This is a genomic window from Corynebacterium sp. 22-2729, assembly GCF_053479475.1.
On the sequence record NZ_JBRBCA010000002.1, the window covers coordinates 147,190 to 163,991 of the forward strand.

Genomic DNA, 16,802 nt, shown 5'->3' on the forward strand with positions numbered 1-16,802 from the left:
CCCCAATTGAATCTTCGAGCTCCGAGTCTATAGGGGATTTCAACATCAACCTAAAGAACAGCTTCCGCGGCTCTTTATTTTTCCTTGCCACGATCATGATTTATAGTTAGCCTACCCTTGCATTCAGTAAGGGTTGGCTAACTTTATGTTCTTGTTGGCCTACTCACCCCCACGTAAAGGACTCACTATGCGTTTTTCTCCTCTGCGCAAGCTCTGCGCAGGAGTCATTGGAGCTACCCTCGCACTGGGACTCGCAGCCTGCGGTGCGTCAGGAGTAGTTGATTCTAACTCTGACGCGAATGGAGCTGGTGGATCAGTCACGGTCACTGACGTCACTGGCCGCCAGGTCAGCTTCGACCACAAACCAGAAAGAATCCTTCTCGCAGAAGGCCGCGGCCTGTTCGCCACCTCCATCCTCAATAAGGAGGATCCCATGGAAAAAGTCGTGGCGATCGGCTCCGACCTGCACAAGGCTGCCCCCTCCTATGAGGAGAAACTTGCTGCAACACATAAAGATTTAAAGGATCTACCGACGGTGGGCAATATCGCACAGGGCGACGTGAGCGTAGAAAGTCTGCTATCCCACAAACCAGATGTCACCGTGCTCACCCTGGATCACAAGAAAGCTGCCGAAGAATCCGGCCTGCTGACAAAAATGGACCAGGCCGGCCTGAAGTATGTGTTCACCGACTTCCGCCAAAAGCCACTGGAGAACACCACGAAGACTATGGATCTCTACGGTCAGCTCTTTGGCAAGGAAGACAAGGCCAAGGAGTTCAACGACTTCTACAGCGCCAAGGTCAAGGACATCACCGACCGCGCCAGCGCCGCAAAGAACAAACCAAAGACACTGGTGTGGCAGGCGGCAGGAATGAAGGATTGCTGCGCCACGGTGAAGGAATCCAACCTCGGCGACCTCGTGAACGCCGCCGGTGGCGAAAACCTGGGCGACAGCCTGCTGGAGTCCGAATCTGGTGACCTGACCGCAGAGAAGATCATTTCTGAACAGCCCGAGCAGATCATCGCCACCGGCGGCGCCTGGGCTAAGGACCCGGAGAAGCCGGAGGTCCTCCCCCACGTGGAGCTCGGCTACAAAGCTAAGCCCAACGTCTCCGAGAAGACGCTCCAAGGTCTTCTGGAAACTCCAGGCTTCACAGCTCTAAAGGCTCCTAAGGAAGGCAAGCTACACGGGGTTTATCACCAGTTCTACGATTCCCCGCTGAACGTGTTCGCTCTCGAGCAATTCGCCAAGTGGCTCCAGCCGGAGACCTTCAAGGATCTCGATCCACAGCGCGACTTTGCTGACTTCCACAAGAAGTGGCTCCCGTTTGAGTATTCCGGAACGTTCTTCACGTCAATCAAGAACTAACGCGATCCATTAAGTAAGTCGACCCAGAAGTAATTCGATGTCTCACCTAGTTACCTCAGAAGAAAAATCGGCAGCGCAAGCCATCCAAGCCGCCGATTCGTCAGACATAACCCCGGTTGCAAATGCAAACGACGATGCGGAATCCGGCGCTTCCCCCGCAGCCAACGAGGTTATCCAGCACTATCGCCGTCAGTCACGGCGCAAGATTCTAGCGATCGTCGCATTGACGATCGCAGCGCTCGTGGCTTTTGCCATCGCCACCATTGTTGGCCCTATCGACCTCAGCCTCTCCGAGCTGTGGAATGGGCTTTTTAATCCCGATGGCGTAGACGAGACCACCCGCACAGTGCTGTGGAACCTACGACTGCCAGCTGCAGTTATGGCAGTGCTCATCGGAGCTTCACTGTCGCTTTCTGGGGCACATATGCAGACCATTCTGGATAACCCGCTTGCCGAGCCGTTCACCCTGGGAATCTCCGCGGCGGCCGCTTTTGGTGGTGCGGCATCGATCGTTATGGGCTGGACCGTACTGGCAAACCCGCAATTCAACCTCGCCGCCGTGGCGTGGGTAACTTCGCTGATCGCGGTCTTCGTCGTAGCTGGCGCCGCCGTCTGGCGCGGAGCCAGCGCCGAATCGATGATCCTCTTAGGCATTGCCCTTGTTTTCCTGTTCCAGGCACTGCTCTCCTTAATGCAGTACCGCGCGACCACTGAGGCTTTGCAGCAGATCGTTTTTTGGACAATGGGCTCTTTGCAGCGCGCTACCTGGACCTCTAACGCGATCATCCTGGGATCCCTGGCAATTGCAATCCCGTTCACAATCTTTAACTCGTGGAAGCTCACCGCATTGCGGTTGGGCGACGACCGAGCGGCTGCACTGGGAATCAACGTCCAGCGCCTGCGCGTCTCCACCCTGGTCGTGTCTTCGCTGTTGGCAGCCAGCGCGGTGGCTTTTGCTGGCGTGATCGGCTTCATCGGCCTGGTTGGCCCACACGTAGCACGCATGCTTGTAGGCGAGGATCAGCGTTACTTCGCTCCTGCCTCTATGGCCGCCGGTGCTCTACTGCTGGCAGCCGCCCACGCAGTCTCCATTACGATCGTTCCGGGTGTTGCCGTACCGATCGGGATCATCACTTCCCTGGTTGGCGTGCCCTTCTTCCTCGTGCTGATCTTTGCTCGCCGACGCACTCTCTGGGGGTCTTAATTCATGCTCACTCTCGACGACATTCATGTCCGTTATGGCAAACGCCCTGTGCTGAAGGGAGTATCGGCTTCCGGCTTCGAGCCGAGAACGATTACGGGCCTCTTGGGGCCTAACGCCGCTGGCAAGTCCACCCTGGTGAAAACGATCGCAGGGATACAGAAGGCGTCACAAGGCACCTGTAGCATCACCGTCGACGGCAAAGAACTCACTGGCGGCGCGCGGCGCGAGGCGATCGGCTATGTGCCGCAGGACTTGCTGTCCAGCGCTACCCTGACGGCTTTCGAGTCGATCCTCGTGGCCACTCGCCGTTCGTCGCGCGCGTTTGCACACAGCGGCGCTGGAAGCAGCTCTGCCGCTCGTGCCCAGGAGCTCGCAGCCTCGGTGATGGAGCGCCTCGGCATTACACACCTGGCATCACGCCATGTTCATGAGCTCTCTGGCGGTCAGCGGCAGCTGGTTGCCGTCGGGCAGATGCTGGTGCGCGAGCCTGAGGTGCTTCTTCTTGACGAGCCAACGTCCGCATTGGATCTGCGGCACCAGGTGGAGCTGTTGAAGCTCATTCGCCGTGAAGTAAGCCGGAATGATTCCGTGGCTCTGATTGCGATTCACGATCTCAACCTCGCTGCACGCTACTGTGATCGTCTGATCGTGCTCCACCAGGGGCGCCTCATGGCGCAGGGTCGGCCTTCCGAGGTGCTTACCCCAGGTTTGCTAGAGGAAGTATACGGGCTGCGGGCGAAGGTGCTGGATGATGACAGCACGCCCGTCATTTGCCCCGTCGAAGAGTAATACCGCCCTGCCTAGCAGGCTCCCCATATCTACCCCCAAAAGCCCCGGTGCAACGGGGCTTTTTCATTGCACTGTTCTTTCCTCAACGGCCTGATTGTAGATACAAAAAGTCCAGTGCACGCATCTTGTGCGTCCACTGGACTTCTTTGGCGTTATAAGGCTTTTGCCTTAGGCGCGTCAGGTCTAGGCCTCGACTGCCTCGTTCTCGACGATGTTCACCACGCGACGACGACGCTTGGTAGCGAACTGTACGGCGCCGGCTTTCAGAGCGAACAGAGTGTCGTCGCCACCGCGACCGACGTTCTCACCCGGGTGGAAAGAGGTACCACGCTGGCGGATCAGGATCTCGCCGGCCTTGACCTGCTGGCCGCCGAAGCGCTTTACACCGAGACGCTTGGACTCGGAGTCACGGCCGTTGTTGGAGCTAGATGCACCCTTCTTGTGTGCCATTTGTCTCTCCCTCCTTAAGGAAGATTATTGAAGTGTCTCGGTAGTTTACTTGATACCGGTGACCTTCAGAACCGTGAGGGTCTGACGGTGGCCGAAACGGCGCTTGTAACCGGTCTTGTTGCGGTAGTGCATACCACGGATCTTCGGTCCGCGGACGTGCTCTACGATCTCAGCGTTGACGTTGACAGATGCCAGCTTGTCACCGGTGGTGACGTTTGCGCCATCGACGACGAGAACCGGGGTGAGAGCCACGGACGAACCCGGCTCACCCTCGATCTTCTCGACCTTGACGAGGTCACCTTCGGCAACCTTGTACTGCTTTCCGCCGGTCTTGACGATCGCGTACATGTAGGGCTACCCCTTTAATTTCTCTTATCGGCTCAGGCAGCCTCCTTCTTAAGCCGAAGGCCATCGTGCACGCGATGGAGCCCTTCACCCTTAAAGGAAGCATCCTGACTGTTACTTTTGCTTAGCTGCGTCCGTTCCCCCGAAAATCGGAGCACACCATGCGAACGCACCAAGCTGGGTAGCGAGTACATTCGCACAGTCCCCGACGACGCGCGCGTTAAAGCTGGTCACCGGCGGAACGAACAGCGACTGGTTAAGACTACCCGGTCAGAGGGGTAAAAACCAAATCCCTTTGCTTTCGCTCGAAACTAATTCTTCTTCCGCACCACTCGACGGCGACGCCCCCGCGAACGGGTGTTCTTCGAGGCACTTTCGGTGCTTTCTTTCTCGACGCCGAAGTCCTCCGGCCGTGGAGCAACATCAGACTTAGAGTTGCCACGTGTCCGGCGCTTACGGCGTGGAGATTCGTCGAACTCGCGCTTGGCTTCCTCATAGTTGGAAGGCCGGCTAGCGGATTTGTCGGCGTCATCCACAGAAGAACGAGCAGCGCGATCAGCATGAGCTACGCGGGCGTTCTGGGCAGTTGCCTGGCGCGAGCGCACTACACGACGACGGCGGCGACGACTCGACGCAGATGCACGGTCGGTAGTCCCACTGTCCTTTGCTGAACTTTCACTGGCCGAGCTATCAGGCGCAGCATTGTGCGCAGAGTTAGGCGCGGTGTTAGGCGCAGCATTGTCGGCAGCCGAAGGCTCGTCTGGATCCGCCTGGGCAGAACGCTTCCGAGCACCAGCCACAATGCTCTCAATATCGCCGGTGCTTCCAGTACGACCAGCGCTTCGAGGCTGGCCACGGCGAACTACGCGACGGCGTACTCGCCGGCGAGTGCTCTGCGAGACGGTCTCACGCTGATCCTGTGGCTCCTGCGACTCTTGAGCTTCTTGCGGAACCTGCTGCTCGTGCTGTTCCTGCTGCTGGCGCTGTTTGCGATCCTGTCGATCTTGCTTTTGCTGCTTTTTCGCGTTGTCTTGGTGCTTGCCCTGCTGCTTGTTTTGCTGCTTGTCCTGGTGTTTGTCTTGGTGCTTACCTTGGTTCTTGGCCTGTTGGCGCTCCTTGCGGTGCCCGTGATCCCGGCGCGGCTCCGGATCCTTCTGCTCCACAGGATCCGGGTGCATGATGAACCCGCGACCATCACAGGCCTCACATGGGGTAGCGAACGTCTCCAGCAGGCCGGTGCCCAGACGCTTACGGGTCAGCTGCACCAGCCCCAGCGACGTCACCTCCCCCAGCTTGTGACGAGTACGGTCGCGTCCCAGGAACTCAGACAAGCGACGCAGCACCAGATCCTGGTTTTGCTGCAGGAGCATGTCGATGAAGTCCACCACGATCATGCCGCCGATGTCGCGCAGGCGCAGCTGGCGCACAATTTCCTCTGCCGCCTCCAAGTTGTTCTCGGTGACGGTGGCCTCCAGATTTCCGCCCGAACCGACGAACGATCCCGTGTTGACGTCAATGACCGTCATCGCCTCGGTGTGGTCGATTACCAGATAGCCGCCCGACGGTAGCCACACCTTGCGGGCCATTGCCTTTTCCAGCTGCTGATCCAGGTCCAGCGGTGCGAAGGCGTCCTGACCGTCATGCTGCCCACGGTTCCACTTGTGAACTCGCTCCATCAGCTCCGGGGAAGTTCGTCCCAGATAGTCGCGCACGGCCTTCCAAGACTTGTCGCCGTCGATGACGAGCTCGGAGAAGTCTGCATTGAAGACATCGCGTACCACTTGGATAAGCATGTTCGGCTCTTCATAGAGCGTCACAGGCTTCGCGCCCTTGGACTCGCGCTCCTTATTCTCCAGGTTGCGGATTTCCTCCCAGCGCTTCTGCAAACGCTGAACGTCCTCAGTGATCTGCTCTTCGGTCGCATTTTCCGCAGCAGTGCGGATGATCGCGCCGCCATCACCGGCGATAACCTCACCCAAAATGTCCTTGAGGCGCTTGCGCTCGCCAACAGGCAGCTTGCGCGAAATTCCCGCAGTGGTACCCGCTGGGAAGAACACCAGGTAGCGGCCCGCAAAACTAATGCGGTTGGTCAGACGTGCACCCTTATGCCCGATCGGGTCCTTCAGCACCTGGACCAGAATCTGGTCTCCCGGACGCAGAGCTTGGTCGATCTTGCGGTTCTTAGAATGCAGGTGCGGCGAGCGCCAATCCATCTCGCCCGCATACAGCACGGCATTGCGCCCTGTACCAATATCCACGAAGGCAGCTTCCATGCTGCCCAGGACGTTTTGCACACGACCGAGGTACACATTGCCGATCAGCGACTGGTGTGTAGCATCTGCCACGAAGTGTTCAACCAGCTGGCCGTCTTCTACCACGCCGACCTGCGTCATCATGCCCTTGTGGTCGGTGCGCTGCGCATCGCGGACGATCATCGTGCGCTCGACCGACTCGCGTCGTGCCAGGAATTCCGCCCGGGTGATGGCCTTGTAGTTCTTGTCACGGTTCTTCGCGCGCCAGCGTCGCTGCGACTCAAGACGCGTGGAGCCCTTGAGCTTCACCGGCTCGTCCACCATGTCTTCGGTGGAGCGCTCGGCGGGGTGCAGATCCTCAGGTGCAGTGACCTTTGCTACCTCTTCGGCCTTGTTTTGCTTCTTGCCGTCTCGCTTCGCATCGTTCTTGTTTTTCGACGCCCGCATCTCCGCTTGGCGCACGCTTCCCACGCGACGAACGACGCGCCGGACTCGACGGCGACGAGTCGGCTGCTCGGTATTCTCTGCGGACACTGGCGCCTTATCGTCCCCTTCGGGCACTGGCGCCTTATCGTCCCCTTCGGACACTGGCGCCTTATCGTCCCCTTCGGGCACCTCAGGCTCTACCTGCTCAGGCTCCGCAGTCTTCGCCGGCTCCTCCGCCTTTCTCTGCGTCGACTTCTTCACTACACGCTTGGCAGTGCGCTTTGCTGTGCGCTTCGCGGGGCGCTTGGACGACTTCTTTCCTGCGTCTTCATCGCGGTTTTCCGACTTATCTTCAGCCGCTGCACTAGCCGCAACTACTGCCGCTTCTTCCGGCGCGGTATCCGCCACAGCCTCCGGGCTTTCCTGCTGAACGGGGTTAGGCTTCTCAACTGCCTTTTCAGCTGGCTTATTTACAGACTTCTTCGTGGTCCTCTTAGCGGTCTTCTTCGTGCTCTTCTTTGCAGGCTTCTGCTCAGCGACCTCTTCCGCCTGCTTTTCGGTCGACTTTTTGGCGGCCTTCTTCGCAACCGACTTTTTTGCAGTCTTCTTGGCGGTTTTCTTGGCTGCGTCCTTGGTAGCTTTTTTGGCCGTGGTCTTCTTGGCAGGTTCCTTCGGCTCTTCGGAGGCTTCAGAAACCTCCGTTTCCGCAACCTTCTCATCCGGCTGAGAGGACTGTCCGCTGGAGCTAAGGGCGTCCAGAACAGAAAAGACCTGCGCCTTCGTCAACGTTGAAGCGGTCTTTTTCCCCTCAATACCGTGGTCCGCAAGTACAGCCAGGAAGTCCGTCGCCCGGATCCCCAACTGCTTAGCAACGGTGTGGACGCGAACCTTCTCCCCCACACTTTCTCGATCAATTTTCGCAGCCTGCGCTGCAATTTCCGGGCTAGTAGTCGCCACGAAATCTCCTTATAAAGTCTTCAAAGTTTGCCTGATCGTTGTGCCGCATCGTCGTTGTGGGCATTCGATCCGTCCCTATTGTCTCACATCCACCCGCTCATGCAGTGAACAAGCACGAGCGAAGCAAAGCCGGACTGTTACGCTTTACGCTATGGCCACCCCCGCACAGCCTTCCGTACCTTTCGACAGCACAGTGCTCTTAGACGTTGCCAGCAGCACTCGCCCAAGCAAGGGTGCGCAATTGGCCGTGGCAGTCGCATTCGGCATCATGATGTTTATTCTGTGCTCGCCCATTTCCGGCCCGCTACCAGCGCTGGGTATCGCGGTGTCTGCTATCGTCGCCGGAATTCTTTGGTGGCGCTATCTGCGACGCAACGGCCTCCGCGGCAACGACTATTCCCCTCTGAAGACCGACGCCGAAGCCGCCCGCACCCCGTTCAGCTGGAAGGAGGAAGGCCGCCTCGTTCTACTCCTTGCCCTCTTTTTCGGTGCAGCGCAGTTCGCACCGCTTTTTTCCGACCACATTGGGCTGGCCTATGCCGGAGTTGTCGCGCTCCTCACAGTGGGGTTGACGTACTGGATCATTACTTTTGACGCCTGGCGCCCAGCCCACTACACCATCCCAGAGAAGCTAGACCAGGGAATCCGGGTCGAAAAGCCCGCCGAATGGTTGCAGGCGTTCCTGTACTGCCGCCGCTGTGTGCCCGGTGGGCTGCAGATCCTCAGCGATACGCTGAAACGCGATCTCGCGCACTACGGTTGGACTGCTAGCGACGTAGACACTGCGCTAAACAAGCTGGTTAAGCAGGGCAACGCAGTAAAGATCCGCGAACTCCGCTCTACCGACGGGACGCAGAATTGGCTAACGCTGACTGAGGAAGGTTCGCGGGAGTTTCAAAAGCGCTACCAGGCAAGCTAAAACAATCTACCCTGTGACCTTTAACTCTTACGAATAAAAGAAACCGCGGATGCGATTGCGTCCGCGGTTTCTTTGCAAGCTGCTGTTTACAGGTTCGGGAACCAGATGCCAATCTCGCGCTCTGCGGACTCCGGGGAGTCAGAGCCGTGAACAACGTTCTCCGCAACAGAGAGTGCGAAGTCGCCGCGGATGGTGCCAGGGGTGGCCTTGGATACTGGATCGGTGCCGCCAGCCAGCTGACGCCAAGCTTCGATGGCGCGCTCGCCCTCTACGATGCCTGCTACCAGCGGAGCAGAGGTGATGAAGTCCACCAGCTCGCCGAAGAAAGGCTTATCGGAGTGCTCGGCGTAGTGCTTCTCCGCAGTCTCACGATCAGCGGTACGCAGGTCCAGCTCCACAAGCTTCAGACCCTTCTTTTCGATGCGAGAGATAATTTCGCCCACGTGGCCGTTCTTAACACCATCGGGCTTGATCAGAATCAGAGTGCGTTCAGTCATGTCAGCAATTCTACACATGGCCACCCCGTGTGCAGTGCGACACCTGCAGCGTTATACGCGACTGCGCACCTGATCCATCAGCGCGTACGCACGGTCACCCGGGCACGCCGTTGCGGTAGATACGTCACCCCAGTCACGATGGCCCGTAATGGTTCGGCGTGTCAGATTCAGGCGGGCGGCATTGTTTACATAACGCACGCTGCCACGTGGATCCAGACGCAAGCCACGGCACAGGTGCCCCAGAACCCGCACGAGAGAATTGATAGCGGCGGGGGTCGGAGTTTGCGTCATAAAGTTACCGAGCAAACACACACCAATGTTTCCATCATTCGCGTTGTACACGTGACCTGCGGTGACCGACATTGGCGTACCGCCCAAGCTACCCGGTTGGAATACAGCCTGGCCATCCATACCGGTGGAACGCCCTTGGAACACGGTGCCATCGGGGGCGATCAGCAGGTGATAACCGATATCGCCCCAGCCACGACCGCCGTTAGCGCTGGAGGCGTGGAAACCATAGATACTGCGGACATTCGCAGCGTAATCACCGTTGGCCGGGGTGGCCATTGCGGTGTGGTGCACGGTAATCAACTGCGCGCGAGTGAAGCGGGGCGTCCACCCCATCAGCGCTTCATTCGCACCCCACTCGCGGCGAGAAACCACACGCAGGCCATCAATGACATTCGCTCCACCACCGGCAGGCGCACCCGGAGCGGGCAATCCCGGAACTGCCAACCCGCTGGAGGCAAGAATGCCAGCGATGGTTCCCGCAAGAGCTAGCGAACCCGCTACACCCGCAGCGCCAGTTTCCAAGCTGCTCTGCAGCTCCGCCGGATTAGAAGGCAGATTTATCGGCGCGGCATAAGGCGCAATTCCAGCGCCAAAGATCTGCTCCTCCTGCCCCTTGGGGGCTTCCACAATGTGTAGGTGCAAGCGCGTTGCGGGGTCGTTTGCTTCACCGGGCAGCCACACGGCGGTAGCACCCTCCGGCAGTTCGACGGGATCGGACTTCAGCGCAGAATCATCTTCGCGGTCGTGCGCCTCAGCATGTACAGGGCGATCCTCGGTGCGCCCGCCGGCGAACTCGAAGCGCAGGGTTGCCTGCGCCCCCTCAGGCGCAGCGGGTGGAAAGGTAATCGTGAGGTACCCGGTACCGCCGGGAAGCTGGCCTTTTTGGTTGACGCCGATTCCCGTCCCCGTGAAAGCTTCTGGCTCACTTGGGGTCGGTACTTCGGCGGGGTGGGTGTTATCGGCGGAGGAAAAGACCCCCATGTTGTTGCGGTTAGCGAAGAGGAAAGTGCCACCAACTGCGGCACCTAGGGCGGTGGAAGAGCGGAAGAATGCACGGCGCGTCAACGTCATGCCCGCATAATAAACCACATTCGGGGGTAGTGGACACCTTACCCCCTTCTAAGGGTATTCCCAGGTGAGTGTTGCGGATGTTAAAGCTGTTGCAAATGTGGCGTCATGAAGATCAGTCCGCGGGGGTAGCCGGACGCCGCACATTTCCTTCTTCGTCGAGGTGCTGCGAAGGCAGCAAACCACGCTGCATACGCCGCATCAGGTTCGAACGTAGGTGGTAGATGTACCACCAGCACAGGGCAAAGATCACGCCCATGGCGCCCATCGCCGGGTGCACGATAAAGCCCGCAACAGCTAACACCTGCAACCCAATATTCAACCAGTCCGCCCACTTAAGCTTCTGCAGGAAAGCCGCGACGATCATGGCCACTCCCAAGCCGATCACGTAGACCATATTGAACGTCGTGGCCGAGGCACCAGCATCTACGCGGGTAATTACGGTAAGCACCAGCAGGATCACGATGGCTTCCATGATGTGAGTGCCGGCCATGACTCCTCGCAGACCCTTCAGCGGATCGTTGGCCGGCGCCTGGCCGGGACCAAGTGGGCCGTACTCGCCCTGCTCATCAGCCTTATTGCGCTTGTGAGAGTTCTGTGCCACGGTTTCTGCAGCTCCTTGCTCGCTCTTCTTTTGACGCACTCATAATTGTCTTAAGCCGTCAGCCCTATTAGACCCAATTAGACCCAGCAAGACCTAATCGGAACTCGGCAGCGCCGCGTCGAACGCCTTAGGCTGGCTCTTTGCCAAATAGCGTGCGCGCCTCGCCAGCGGTCACCACCGAGCCAGTGATCAGTACGCCTGCACCAGACAGCACGCCATCTTCGTCATCCTCGGCCAGTTGCGTAGCCAGCTCCACGGCACCCGGCAGGTTGGTAGCTACGTGCACACGCTCCTCGCCGAAAGCGTCACGCGCATACTCCGCCAACACATCCACAGGCAACGCGCGCGGAGAGTTCACCTCGGTCACCACAACCTCGTCCATCACAGGTTCGAGTGCAGCGAGGATGCCCCGGGCGTCCTTGTCCCCTAGCACACCCACCACGCCGATCAGTTTGCGAAATTCAAAGTCGCGGTCGATCGCCGCCGCCAGCGCTTTCGCGCCGTGGGGGTTGTGCGAGGCGTCAATAAATACACTCGGGGTGGAACGCACCCGCTCAAGACGGCCGGGCGAGGCGACGGAAGCGAAACCTTTTCGCACCGTATCCACATCTAGCTGACGCTTCGCACCGGCGCCGAAGAAAGCCTCCACTGCCGCCAGCGCTACGGCAGCATTGCGCGCCTGATGTTCACCAGACAGTGGCAGGAAAATGTCCTCGTACTCGCCAGCCAATCCGCGAATCGTCAGACTCTGACCGCCTACGGCAATGCGGCTGGATACCACACCGAATTCGCTGCCAGCGCGGGCTACTGCAGAATCCTTCGCTACGGCTTCTTCCAAAACCACGCGCATCGCTTCGGGCTCCTGCTCCGCAACAATGGTCACGTTATCCGGCGGGGTCAGCAGGTCATCAGCATCCCACCGGGTCTTAATGATGCCGGCCTTCTCACCTGCAATCTGCTCGAGGGTGTCACCCAGGTAATCCATGTGATCCAGGCCGATGGGCGTAATCACCGCGACATCGGAGTTCACCACGTTGGTCGCATCCCAGCGTCCACCCATGCCGGTTTCGATAATGGCCACGTCCACCGGAGCATCGGCGAAGGCCGCATAGGCCATGGCCACGAGCACCTCGAACTTGCTCATCTGCGGACCGCCTTCGGCTTGGCTTTTCGCATCCACCATCTCCACCATCGGCTGGATGTCACGCCACGTGTCCACGTAGTCGCGCGGGTGCATCGGGCGGCCGTCAATGGCGATGCGCTCAGTCACGATCTGCAGATGCGGGCTGGTGGTGCGCCCGGTTCGGCGGTGGAACGCCCGCATCAGAGACTCGATCATCCGCACTACGGAGGTCTTGCCATTCGTCCCGGCCACATGGATCGCAGGGAACGTCCGCTCGGGGTGGCCAAGCAGATCCATCAGCAACTCCACGCGCTCCAGCGTCGGGTCGATCTTCGTCTCGGGCCAACGCTGGTTCAGCTCCGCATCGACCTCTGCCAAAGCCGCTAGATCGTCGGGGGTGATGGGCCTTTCTGGGGTTGACGCCCCCTCAGCCTCATCGGCGCCCAAATGGTCGAGGGGCAGAGCCAGGCCGGCCTCGTCGAGGGTCACCTCATCTGGGTAGTTTTCCCCAGTTGTCTCTTCGGTCATGCCTGTGGCAGGCCTTCCAGTCGGGTGGTAATGCGATCGAACTCTTCCTGCGCCACACGCTGGCGCTCGCGGATGCCTTCGACGACCTTCTCCGGCGCCTTGGAAAGGAAGTTCTCATTACCCAGCTTCTTCGCTGCGTTGTCGAGTTCCTTCTGTGCAGCCGCCAGATCCTTCTCCAGGCGCTTGCGCTCGGCAGCCACGTCGACGGTGCCGGAGGTATCCAGTTGTACCGCAATGGTCGCCTGAGACAGGCGCACCTCAATGGAGGCAGTCTCCGTGAATCCCTCAGCAGGGGTCTCCAGGCGCACCAGGGAACGCACGGCTTCTTCAAATTCGACCAAGTCGGCAGCGGCGAAGTCCAGCGAAGCAGGTACCTTCTGGGAGGGCTTCACGCCCTGATCACTGCGGAAACGACGCAGCTCCGTGACCAGCTTGTCGACGTCTGCCATGCGGCGTACTGCATCGGCATCCGTCTCTACGCCCCCATTGGTCAGATCAGCGCCTGGCCACTCGGCGGTGACCAGGGAATCGGAGTAGCCCTCTTCCCCATCGGTCAGCGCCTTCCACAGCGTTTCGGTCACGAAAGGCATGGCGGGGTGCAGCAGACGCAGTACCGCATCCAGTACTCGTCCCAACACGATCTGCGTATTAATGCCGCGCTGCACTTGTTCTTGCGTAGCGCTATCCCAATCGCGCGGGATCTGCACCTTTGCGATTTCCAGGTACCAGTCACAGAACTCGCCCCAAGCAAAACGGTAAAGGTTCTCGTTGGCCAGGGAGAACTCGTAGCGATCCAGTGCATCGTCGACCAGCTGGCGTACTTCCTCCAGGCGGTCCAAAATCCAGCGGTCGGCATCCGTCAGGGTCTCGCGGGCGGGCAGCTCGCCGACGTGCGCGCCGTTCATCAACGCGAACTTCGTGGCGTTGTACAACTTGGTGGCAAAGTTACGGGAAGACTGTGCCGCATCCTCGCCCACCGGCAGATCAGAGCCCGGGTTAGCACCACGAGCCAGGGTAAAGCGCAGCGCATCCGCACCGTAATCGCGTACCCAATCCATCGGGTCAATGCCGTTACCCAAGGACTTGGACATCTTACGGCCATGCTCGTCTCGTACCAGGCCGTGCAGGAAAATATCCTTAAACGGAATCTGCGGGCGTCCCTCGTTGCCCGTGCCCAGCACCTCAGTAGTGTGCTTGGAGGCAAAGGTGGCGAACATCATCATTCGCGCAACCCAGAAGAACAGAATGTCGTAGCCCGTCACCAGCACGCTGGTGGGATAGAACTTCTCCAGCTCCGGGGTCTTATCCGGCCAACCCATCGTGGAGAACGGCCACAGAGCGGAGCTGAACCACGTGTCCAGCACGTCCTCATCCTGACGCCATCCCTCGCCCGTCGGAGCTTCGTCATCCGGACCACAGCACACGATCTCGCCGTTCGGCCCGTACCAGATCGGGATGCGGTGGCCCCACCACAGCTGGCGAGAAATACACCAGTCGTGCATGTCATCCACCCAGTCGAACCAGCGTGGTTCCTGGGAGGCTGGGTGAATTACCGAATCGCCAGACCGGATTGCATCGCCGGACATCTTTGCCAGCTCGTCCACCTTGACGAACCACTGCTCGGACAGGCGCGGTTCCACAGCTTCCTTGGATCGCTCGGAGTGCCCCACACTGTGCACATAGGGAAACTTACGTGCCACGATGCGCCCCTGCTCTTGAAGTGCCAGGCGAATCTTCTCTCGCGCTTCATAGCGTTCCATGCCGTCGAACTCGGTGCCCGTGCCCGCGATGTGACCAGTTTCGTCCATAATCACCGGCATCGGCAGGTCGTGGCGCTGCCCCATCGCAAAGTCATTCGGGTCATGTGCCGGGGTGATCTTCACAGCACCGGTACCGAACTCGGGATCTACGTAATCGTCAGCAACCACGATCATCTGGCGATCCGGCAAAAACGGGTGCGGCAGGCTCTTACCCACCAGATCCGCATAGCGCTCATCCTCTGGGTGCACAGCTACAGCCACGTCACCCAGCATTGTTTCCACACGCGTCGTCGCAACAATCACGTGTGGTTCGGCATCGTCCAGAGAGCCATAGCGGATGCTAACCAGCTCACCCTCATCCTCGGAATACACGACCTCAATGTCAGAGATTGCGGTCTGTAGCACAGGAGACCAGTTCACCATGCGGTTCGCACGGTAGATCAAGCCGGCGTCAAAAAGTTCCTTAAACATGGTCTGCACGGCGCGGGAGAGGCCATCATCCAACGTGAAGCGCTCGCGGGACCAGTCCACGGAATCACCAATGGCACGCATCTGGCGCTGGATCACGCCACCGTACTGTTCCTTCCACTCCCAGACCTTGTCGATAAAGTCCTCGCGGCCGTAGTCGAAGCGATCCTTACCCTCAGATTCCTTGAGGTTAGCCTCCACCTTGGTCTGAGTAGCGATACCTGCATGGTCGGAACCCGGGAGCCAGAGAACTTCAAAGCCCTGCATGCGCTTACGGCGGGCCATCGCATCCATCAGCGTGTGGTCCAGCGCGTGGCCCATGTGCAGCTGACCAGTCACGTTTGGCGGTGGCAGCACAATGCTGAACGGGGGCTTATCGCTGGCAGGGTCAGCCTTGAAGTAGCCGGAATCCACCCACCCCTGGTACAGGTTTTCCTCTACCGCGGCGGGGTTCCATGCCGCAGGTAGCTGTGCCGAGCGGTCAGCACCAATCGTGTTAGAGCCATTTGCCTTAGAACTGGAGTCACTCACGCTAGCCAAGTCTAGTAGACGGCTCGGACACGTCGTACACCCCGCCTACATCTCGAGCGCCGCCCGCAACACTCCCGCCGCTTCATCCAGTGCTCGCCCCGCATTGCGCCATACGCCCGTAGAATTCACGAACGGGTGGATCAGGCCGGGGTGGCGTCGGAAAGAAACCAGCACACCTGCCTTCCGCAGCTTCTCCGCGTAAGCCGCACCTTCGTCACGCAGCGGGTCGAACCCAGCGACGGCAACATAGGCCGGAGCCAGACCGCTCACATCGTCAGCCAGCAGCGGAGAAACATCCGGATCCCTACGCTGTGCCTCGTCGGTCAGATATTGATCGCGATACCACTGCATATGCGCATGAGTTAGGAAGTACCCCTTGGCGAACTCGCGATGACTAGGGGTATCGAGTGTCGAAAGGTCCGTCACCGGCACAAAAAGCAGTTGCGCCCGCGGCTGCTCCGCCCCTTCCCGCTTGCGGCGCAGGCACACCACTGCGGCGAGGTTGCCTCCTGCCGAATCGCCGCCGACGGCCACCCTTTTCTTATTGACGCCCTTAACCTCCCCCACCATCGCCGCCTCAACCACGGCACAGCAGTCGTCGGGCGCGGCGGGGAAAGGATGTTCCGGAGCCAGACGATAGTCAACGGAGAGCACAGCCACGCGGGCTCGTTCACAAAGCCAGCGGCACGTGGAATCGTGGGAATCGAGGGAACCAACGACCCAGCCGCCACCGTGGAAGTACACCAGGGTGGGCAGCTCCACTTCCGGTGAGGCCGCGCCGGTGGGTCGATAGTGGCGGACTCGCACGCCGCGGATATGTTCCTCCACAACCGAGCCGACGGAGGGCACATGCCCGCCACCCAGGTAGGCGGAACTCTCCACGACCTCGCGGGTCTTGTCTACTGGTTGCTTGGAGTAGTCATCGGGGTGGATCAGGTTGAGGGTCAGGATCGACGCACGGACATCAGCATCCAGGCGATCACCCTCGGAGTTGGTGCGAGTGCCCAGCACCCGCAGAATTGGTTCCGGAATCCCCGGCAGCAGCCACCCGGCGCGGGCGGTGAGTTGGCTGAACAGAGACTGTTGGAGGAGTTGGGAATGGACCGGCGCGGGGCGGTCGGTGTGGTCGGTGGGATCAGTGCGGTAAGTGGGGGCTGTCATGCCTAACATAAAACCACCCGACCAACAGGCCAGGTGGCGATATGCGCAAAAAAGTTTGGT

The 16,802-nt window shown here is 59.6% G+C and carries 13 protein-coding genes; 4 read left to right on the forward strand and 9 right to left on the reverse strand.

Annotated elements, in window-relative coordinates:
• Positions 1-187: 187 nt before the first annotated feature.
• From ACUY2T_RS02150 to ACUY2T_RS02160, 3 genes are read left to right on the forward strand one after another with little or no spacing between them, the layout of a single operon-like run.
• Positions 188-1,369, forward strand: a complete 1,182-nt coding sequence (locus ACUY2T_RS02150) for an ABC transporter substrate-binding protein (protein WP_448307345.1) — start codon at positions 188-190, stop codon at positions 1,367-1,369.
• A gap of 37 nt (positions 1,370-1,406) precedes the next feature.
• Entirely contained in the window at positions 1,407-2,573 is a 1,167-nt protein-coding gene (locus ACUY2T_RS02155; RefSeq protein ID WP_448307347.1) for a FecCD family ABC transporter permease, read from the forward strand.
• A 3-nt stretch (positions 2,574-2,576) separates the two neighbouring features.
• On the forward strand, positions 2,577-3,362 hold the full coding sequence (locus ACUY2T_RS02160) for an ABC transporter ATP-binding protein (RefSeq protein ID WP_448307349.1): 786 nt from the start codon (positions 2,577-2,579) through the stop codon (positions 3,360-3,362).
• 183 nt (positions 3,363-3,545) lie between these two features.
• On the opposite strand, the gene rpmA is transcribed toward ACUY2T_RS02160, so the two are convergent.
• The 3 genes from rpmA to ACUY2T_RS02175 all read right to left on the reverse strand — a co-directional run bounded on the left by rpmA (position 3,546) and on the right by ACUY2T_RS02175 (position 7,792).
• Positions 3,546-3,812, reverse strand: a complete 267-nt coding sequence (gene rpmA, locus ACUY2T_RS02165) for a 50S ribosomal protein L27 (RefSeq protein WP_005296479.1) — start codon at positions 3,810-3,812, stop codon at positions 3,546-3,548.
• A 45-nt stretch (positions 3,813-3,857) separates the two neighbouring features.
• Positions 3,858-4,160: a 50S ribosomal protein L21 gene (gene rplU / locus ACUY2T_RS02170; protein WP_273353719.1), complete on the reverse strand. Its 303-nt coding sequence runs from the start codon at positions 4,158-4,160 to the stop codon at positions 3,858-3,860.
• Between the two features lie 308 nt (positions 4,161-4,468).
• Positions 4,469-7,792, reverse strand: a complete 3,324-nt coding sequence (locus tag ACUY2T_RS02175; protein ID WP_448307351.1) for an Rne/Rng family ribonuclease — start codon at positions 7,790-7,792, stop codon at positions 4,469-4,471.
• Between the two features lie 151 nt (positions 7,793-7,943).
• Here ACUY2T_RS02175 and ACUY2T_RS02180 point away from each other — a divergent pair, with 151 nt between their 5' ends.
• Complete coding sequence (locus ACUY2T_RS02180; RefSeq protein ID WP_448307353.1) at positions 7,944-8,711, forward strand: hypothetical protein; 768 nt, start codon at positions 7,944-7,946, stop codon at positions 8,709-8,711.
• Positions 8,712-8,797: 86 nt separating this feature from the next.
• Here ACUY2T_RS02180 and ndk read toward each other — a convergent pair whose 3' ends face one another.
• The 6 genes from ndk to ACUY2T_RS02210 form a co-directional block, all read right to left on the reverse strand.
• The gene (gene ndk / locus ACUY2T_RS02185; RefSeq protein WP_293791427.1) at positions 8,798-9,208 is read right to left on the reverse strand and encodes a nucleoside-diphosphate kinase; all 411 of its coding nucleotides are present in this window, start codon (positions 9,206-9,208) and stop codon (positions 8,798-8,800) included.
• Between the two features lie 51 nt (positions 9,209-9,259).
• Positions 9,260-10,570 carry a peptidoglycan recognition protein family protein gene (locus tag ACUY2T_RS02190; protein WP_448307355.1) on the reverse strand — a complete coding sequence of 437 codons (1,311 nt, stop codon included), beginning with the start codon at positions 10,568-10,570 and terminating at the stop codon, positions 9,260-9,262.
• 112 nt (positions 10,571-10,682) lie between these two features.
• The gene (locus tag ACUY2T_RS02195; RefSeq protein WP_434824887.1) at positions 10,683-11,171 is read right to left on the reverse strand and encodes a DUF4233 domain-containing protein; all 489 of its coding nucleotides are present in this window, start codon (positions 11,169-11,171) and stop codon (positions 10,683-10,685) included.
• Between the two features lie 127 nt (positions 11,172-11,298).
• Complete coding sequence (folC, locus tag ACUY2T_RS02200) at positions 11,299-12,822, reverse strand: bifunctional tetrahydrofolate synthase/dihydrofolate synthase (protein ID WP_448307357.1); 1,524 nt, start codon at positions 12,820-12,822, stop codon at positions 11,299-11,301.
• Entirely contained in the window at positions 12,819-15,590 is a 2,772-nt protein-coding gene (locus ACUY2T_RS02205) for a valine--tRNA ligase (protein WP_448307359.1), read from the reverse strand. The genes folC and ACUY2T_RS02205 overlap by 4 nt, the downstream gene beginning before the upstream one ends.
• A gap of 36 nt (positions 15,591-15,626) precedes the next feature.
• Complete coding sequence (locus ACUY2T_RS02210; protein ID WP_448307361.1) at positions 15,627-16,742, reverse strand: alpha/beta hydrolase; 1,116 nt, start codon at positions 16,740-16,742, stop codon at positions 15,627-15,629.
• Between the last annotated feature and the right edge of the window lie 60 nt (positions 16,743-16,802).

Excerpts from the sequence above, each read along its gene's own strand:
- ACUY2T_RS02150 (WP_448307345.1), top strand. The coding sequence starts at position 188 with ATGCGTTTTTCTCCTCTGCGCAAGCTCTGCGCAGGAGTCATTGGAGCT.
- ACUY2T_RS02155 (WP_448307347.1), top strand. The coding sequence starts at position 1,407 with ATGTCTCACCTAGTTACCTCAGAAGAAAAATCGGCAGCGCAAGCCATC.
- ACUY2T_RS02160 (WP_448307349.1), top strand. The coding sequence starts at position 2,577 with ATGCTCACTCTCGACGACATTCATGTCCGTTATGGCAAACGCCCTGTG.
- rpmA (WP_005296479.1), bottom strand. The coding sequence starts at position 3,812 with ATGGCACACAAGAAGGGTGCATCTAGCTCCAACAACGGCCGTGACTCC.
- rplU (WP_273353719.1), bottom strand. The coding sequence starts at position 4,160 with ATGTACGCGATCGTCAAGACCGGCGGAAAGCAGTACAAGGTTGCCGAA.
- ACUY2T_RS02180 (WP_448307353.1), top strand. The coding sequence starts at position 7,944 with ATGGCCACCCCCGCACAGCCTTCCGTACCTTTCGACAGCACAGTGCTC.
- ndk (WP_293791427.1), bottom strand. The coding sequence starts at position 9,208 with ATGACTGAACGCACTCTGATTCTGATCAAGCCCGATGGTGTTAAGAAC.
- ACUY2T_RS02190 (WP_448307355.1), bottom strand. The coding sequence starts at position 10,570 with ATGACGTTGACGCGCCGTGCATTCTTCCGCTCTTCCACCGCCCTAGGT.
- folC (WP_448307357.1), bottom strand. The coding sequence starts at position 12,822 with ATGACCGAAGAGACAACTGGGGAAAACTACCCAGATGAGGTGACCCTC.
- ACUY2T_RS02210 (WP_448307361.1), bottom strand. The coding sequence starts at position 16,742 with ATGACAGCCCCCACTTACCGCACTGATCCCACCGACCACACCGACCGC.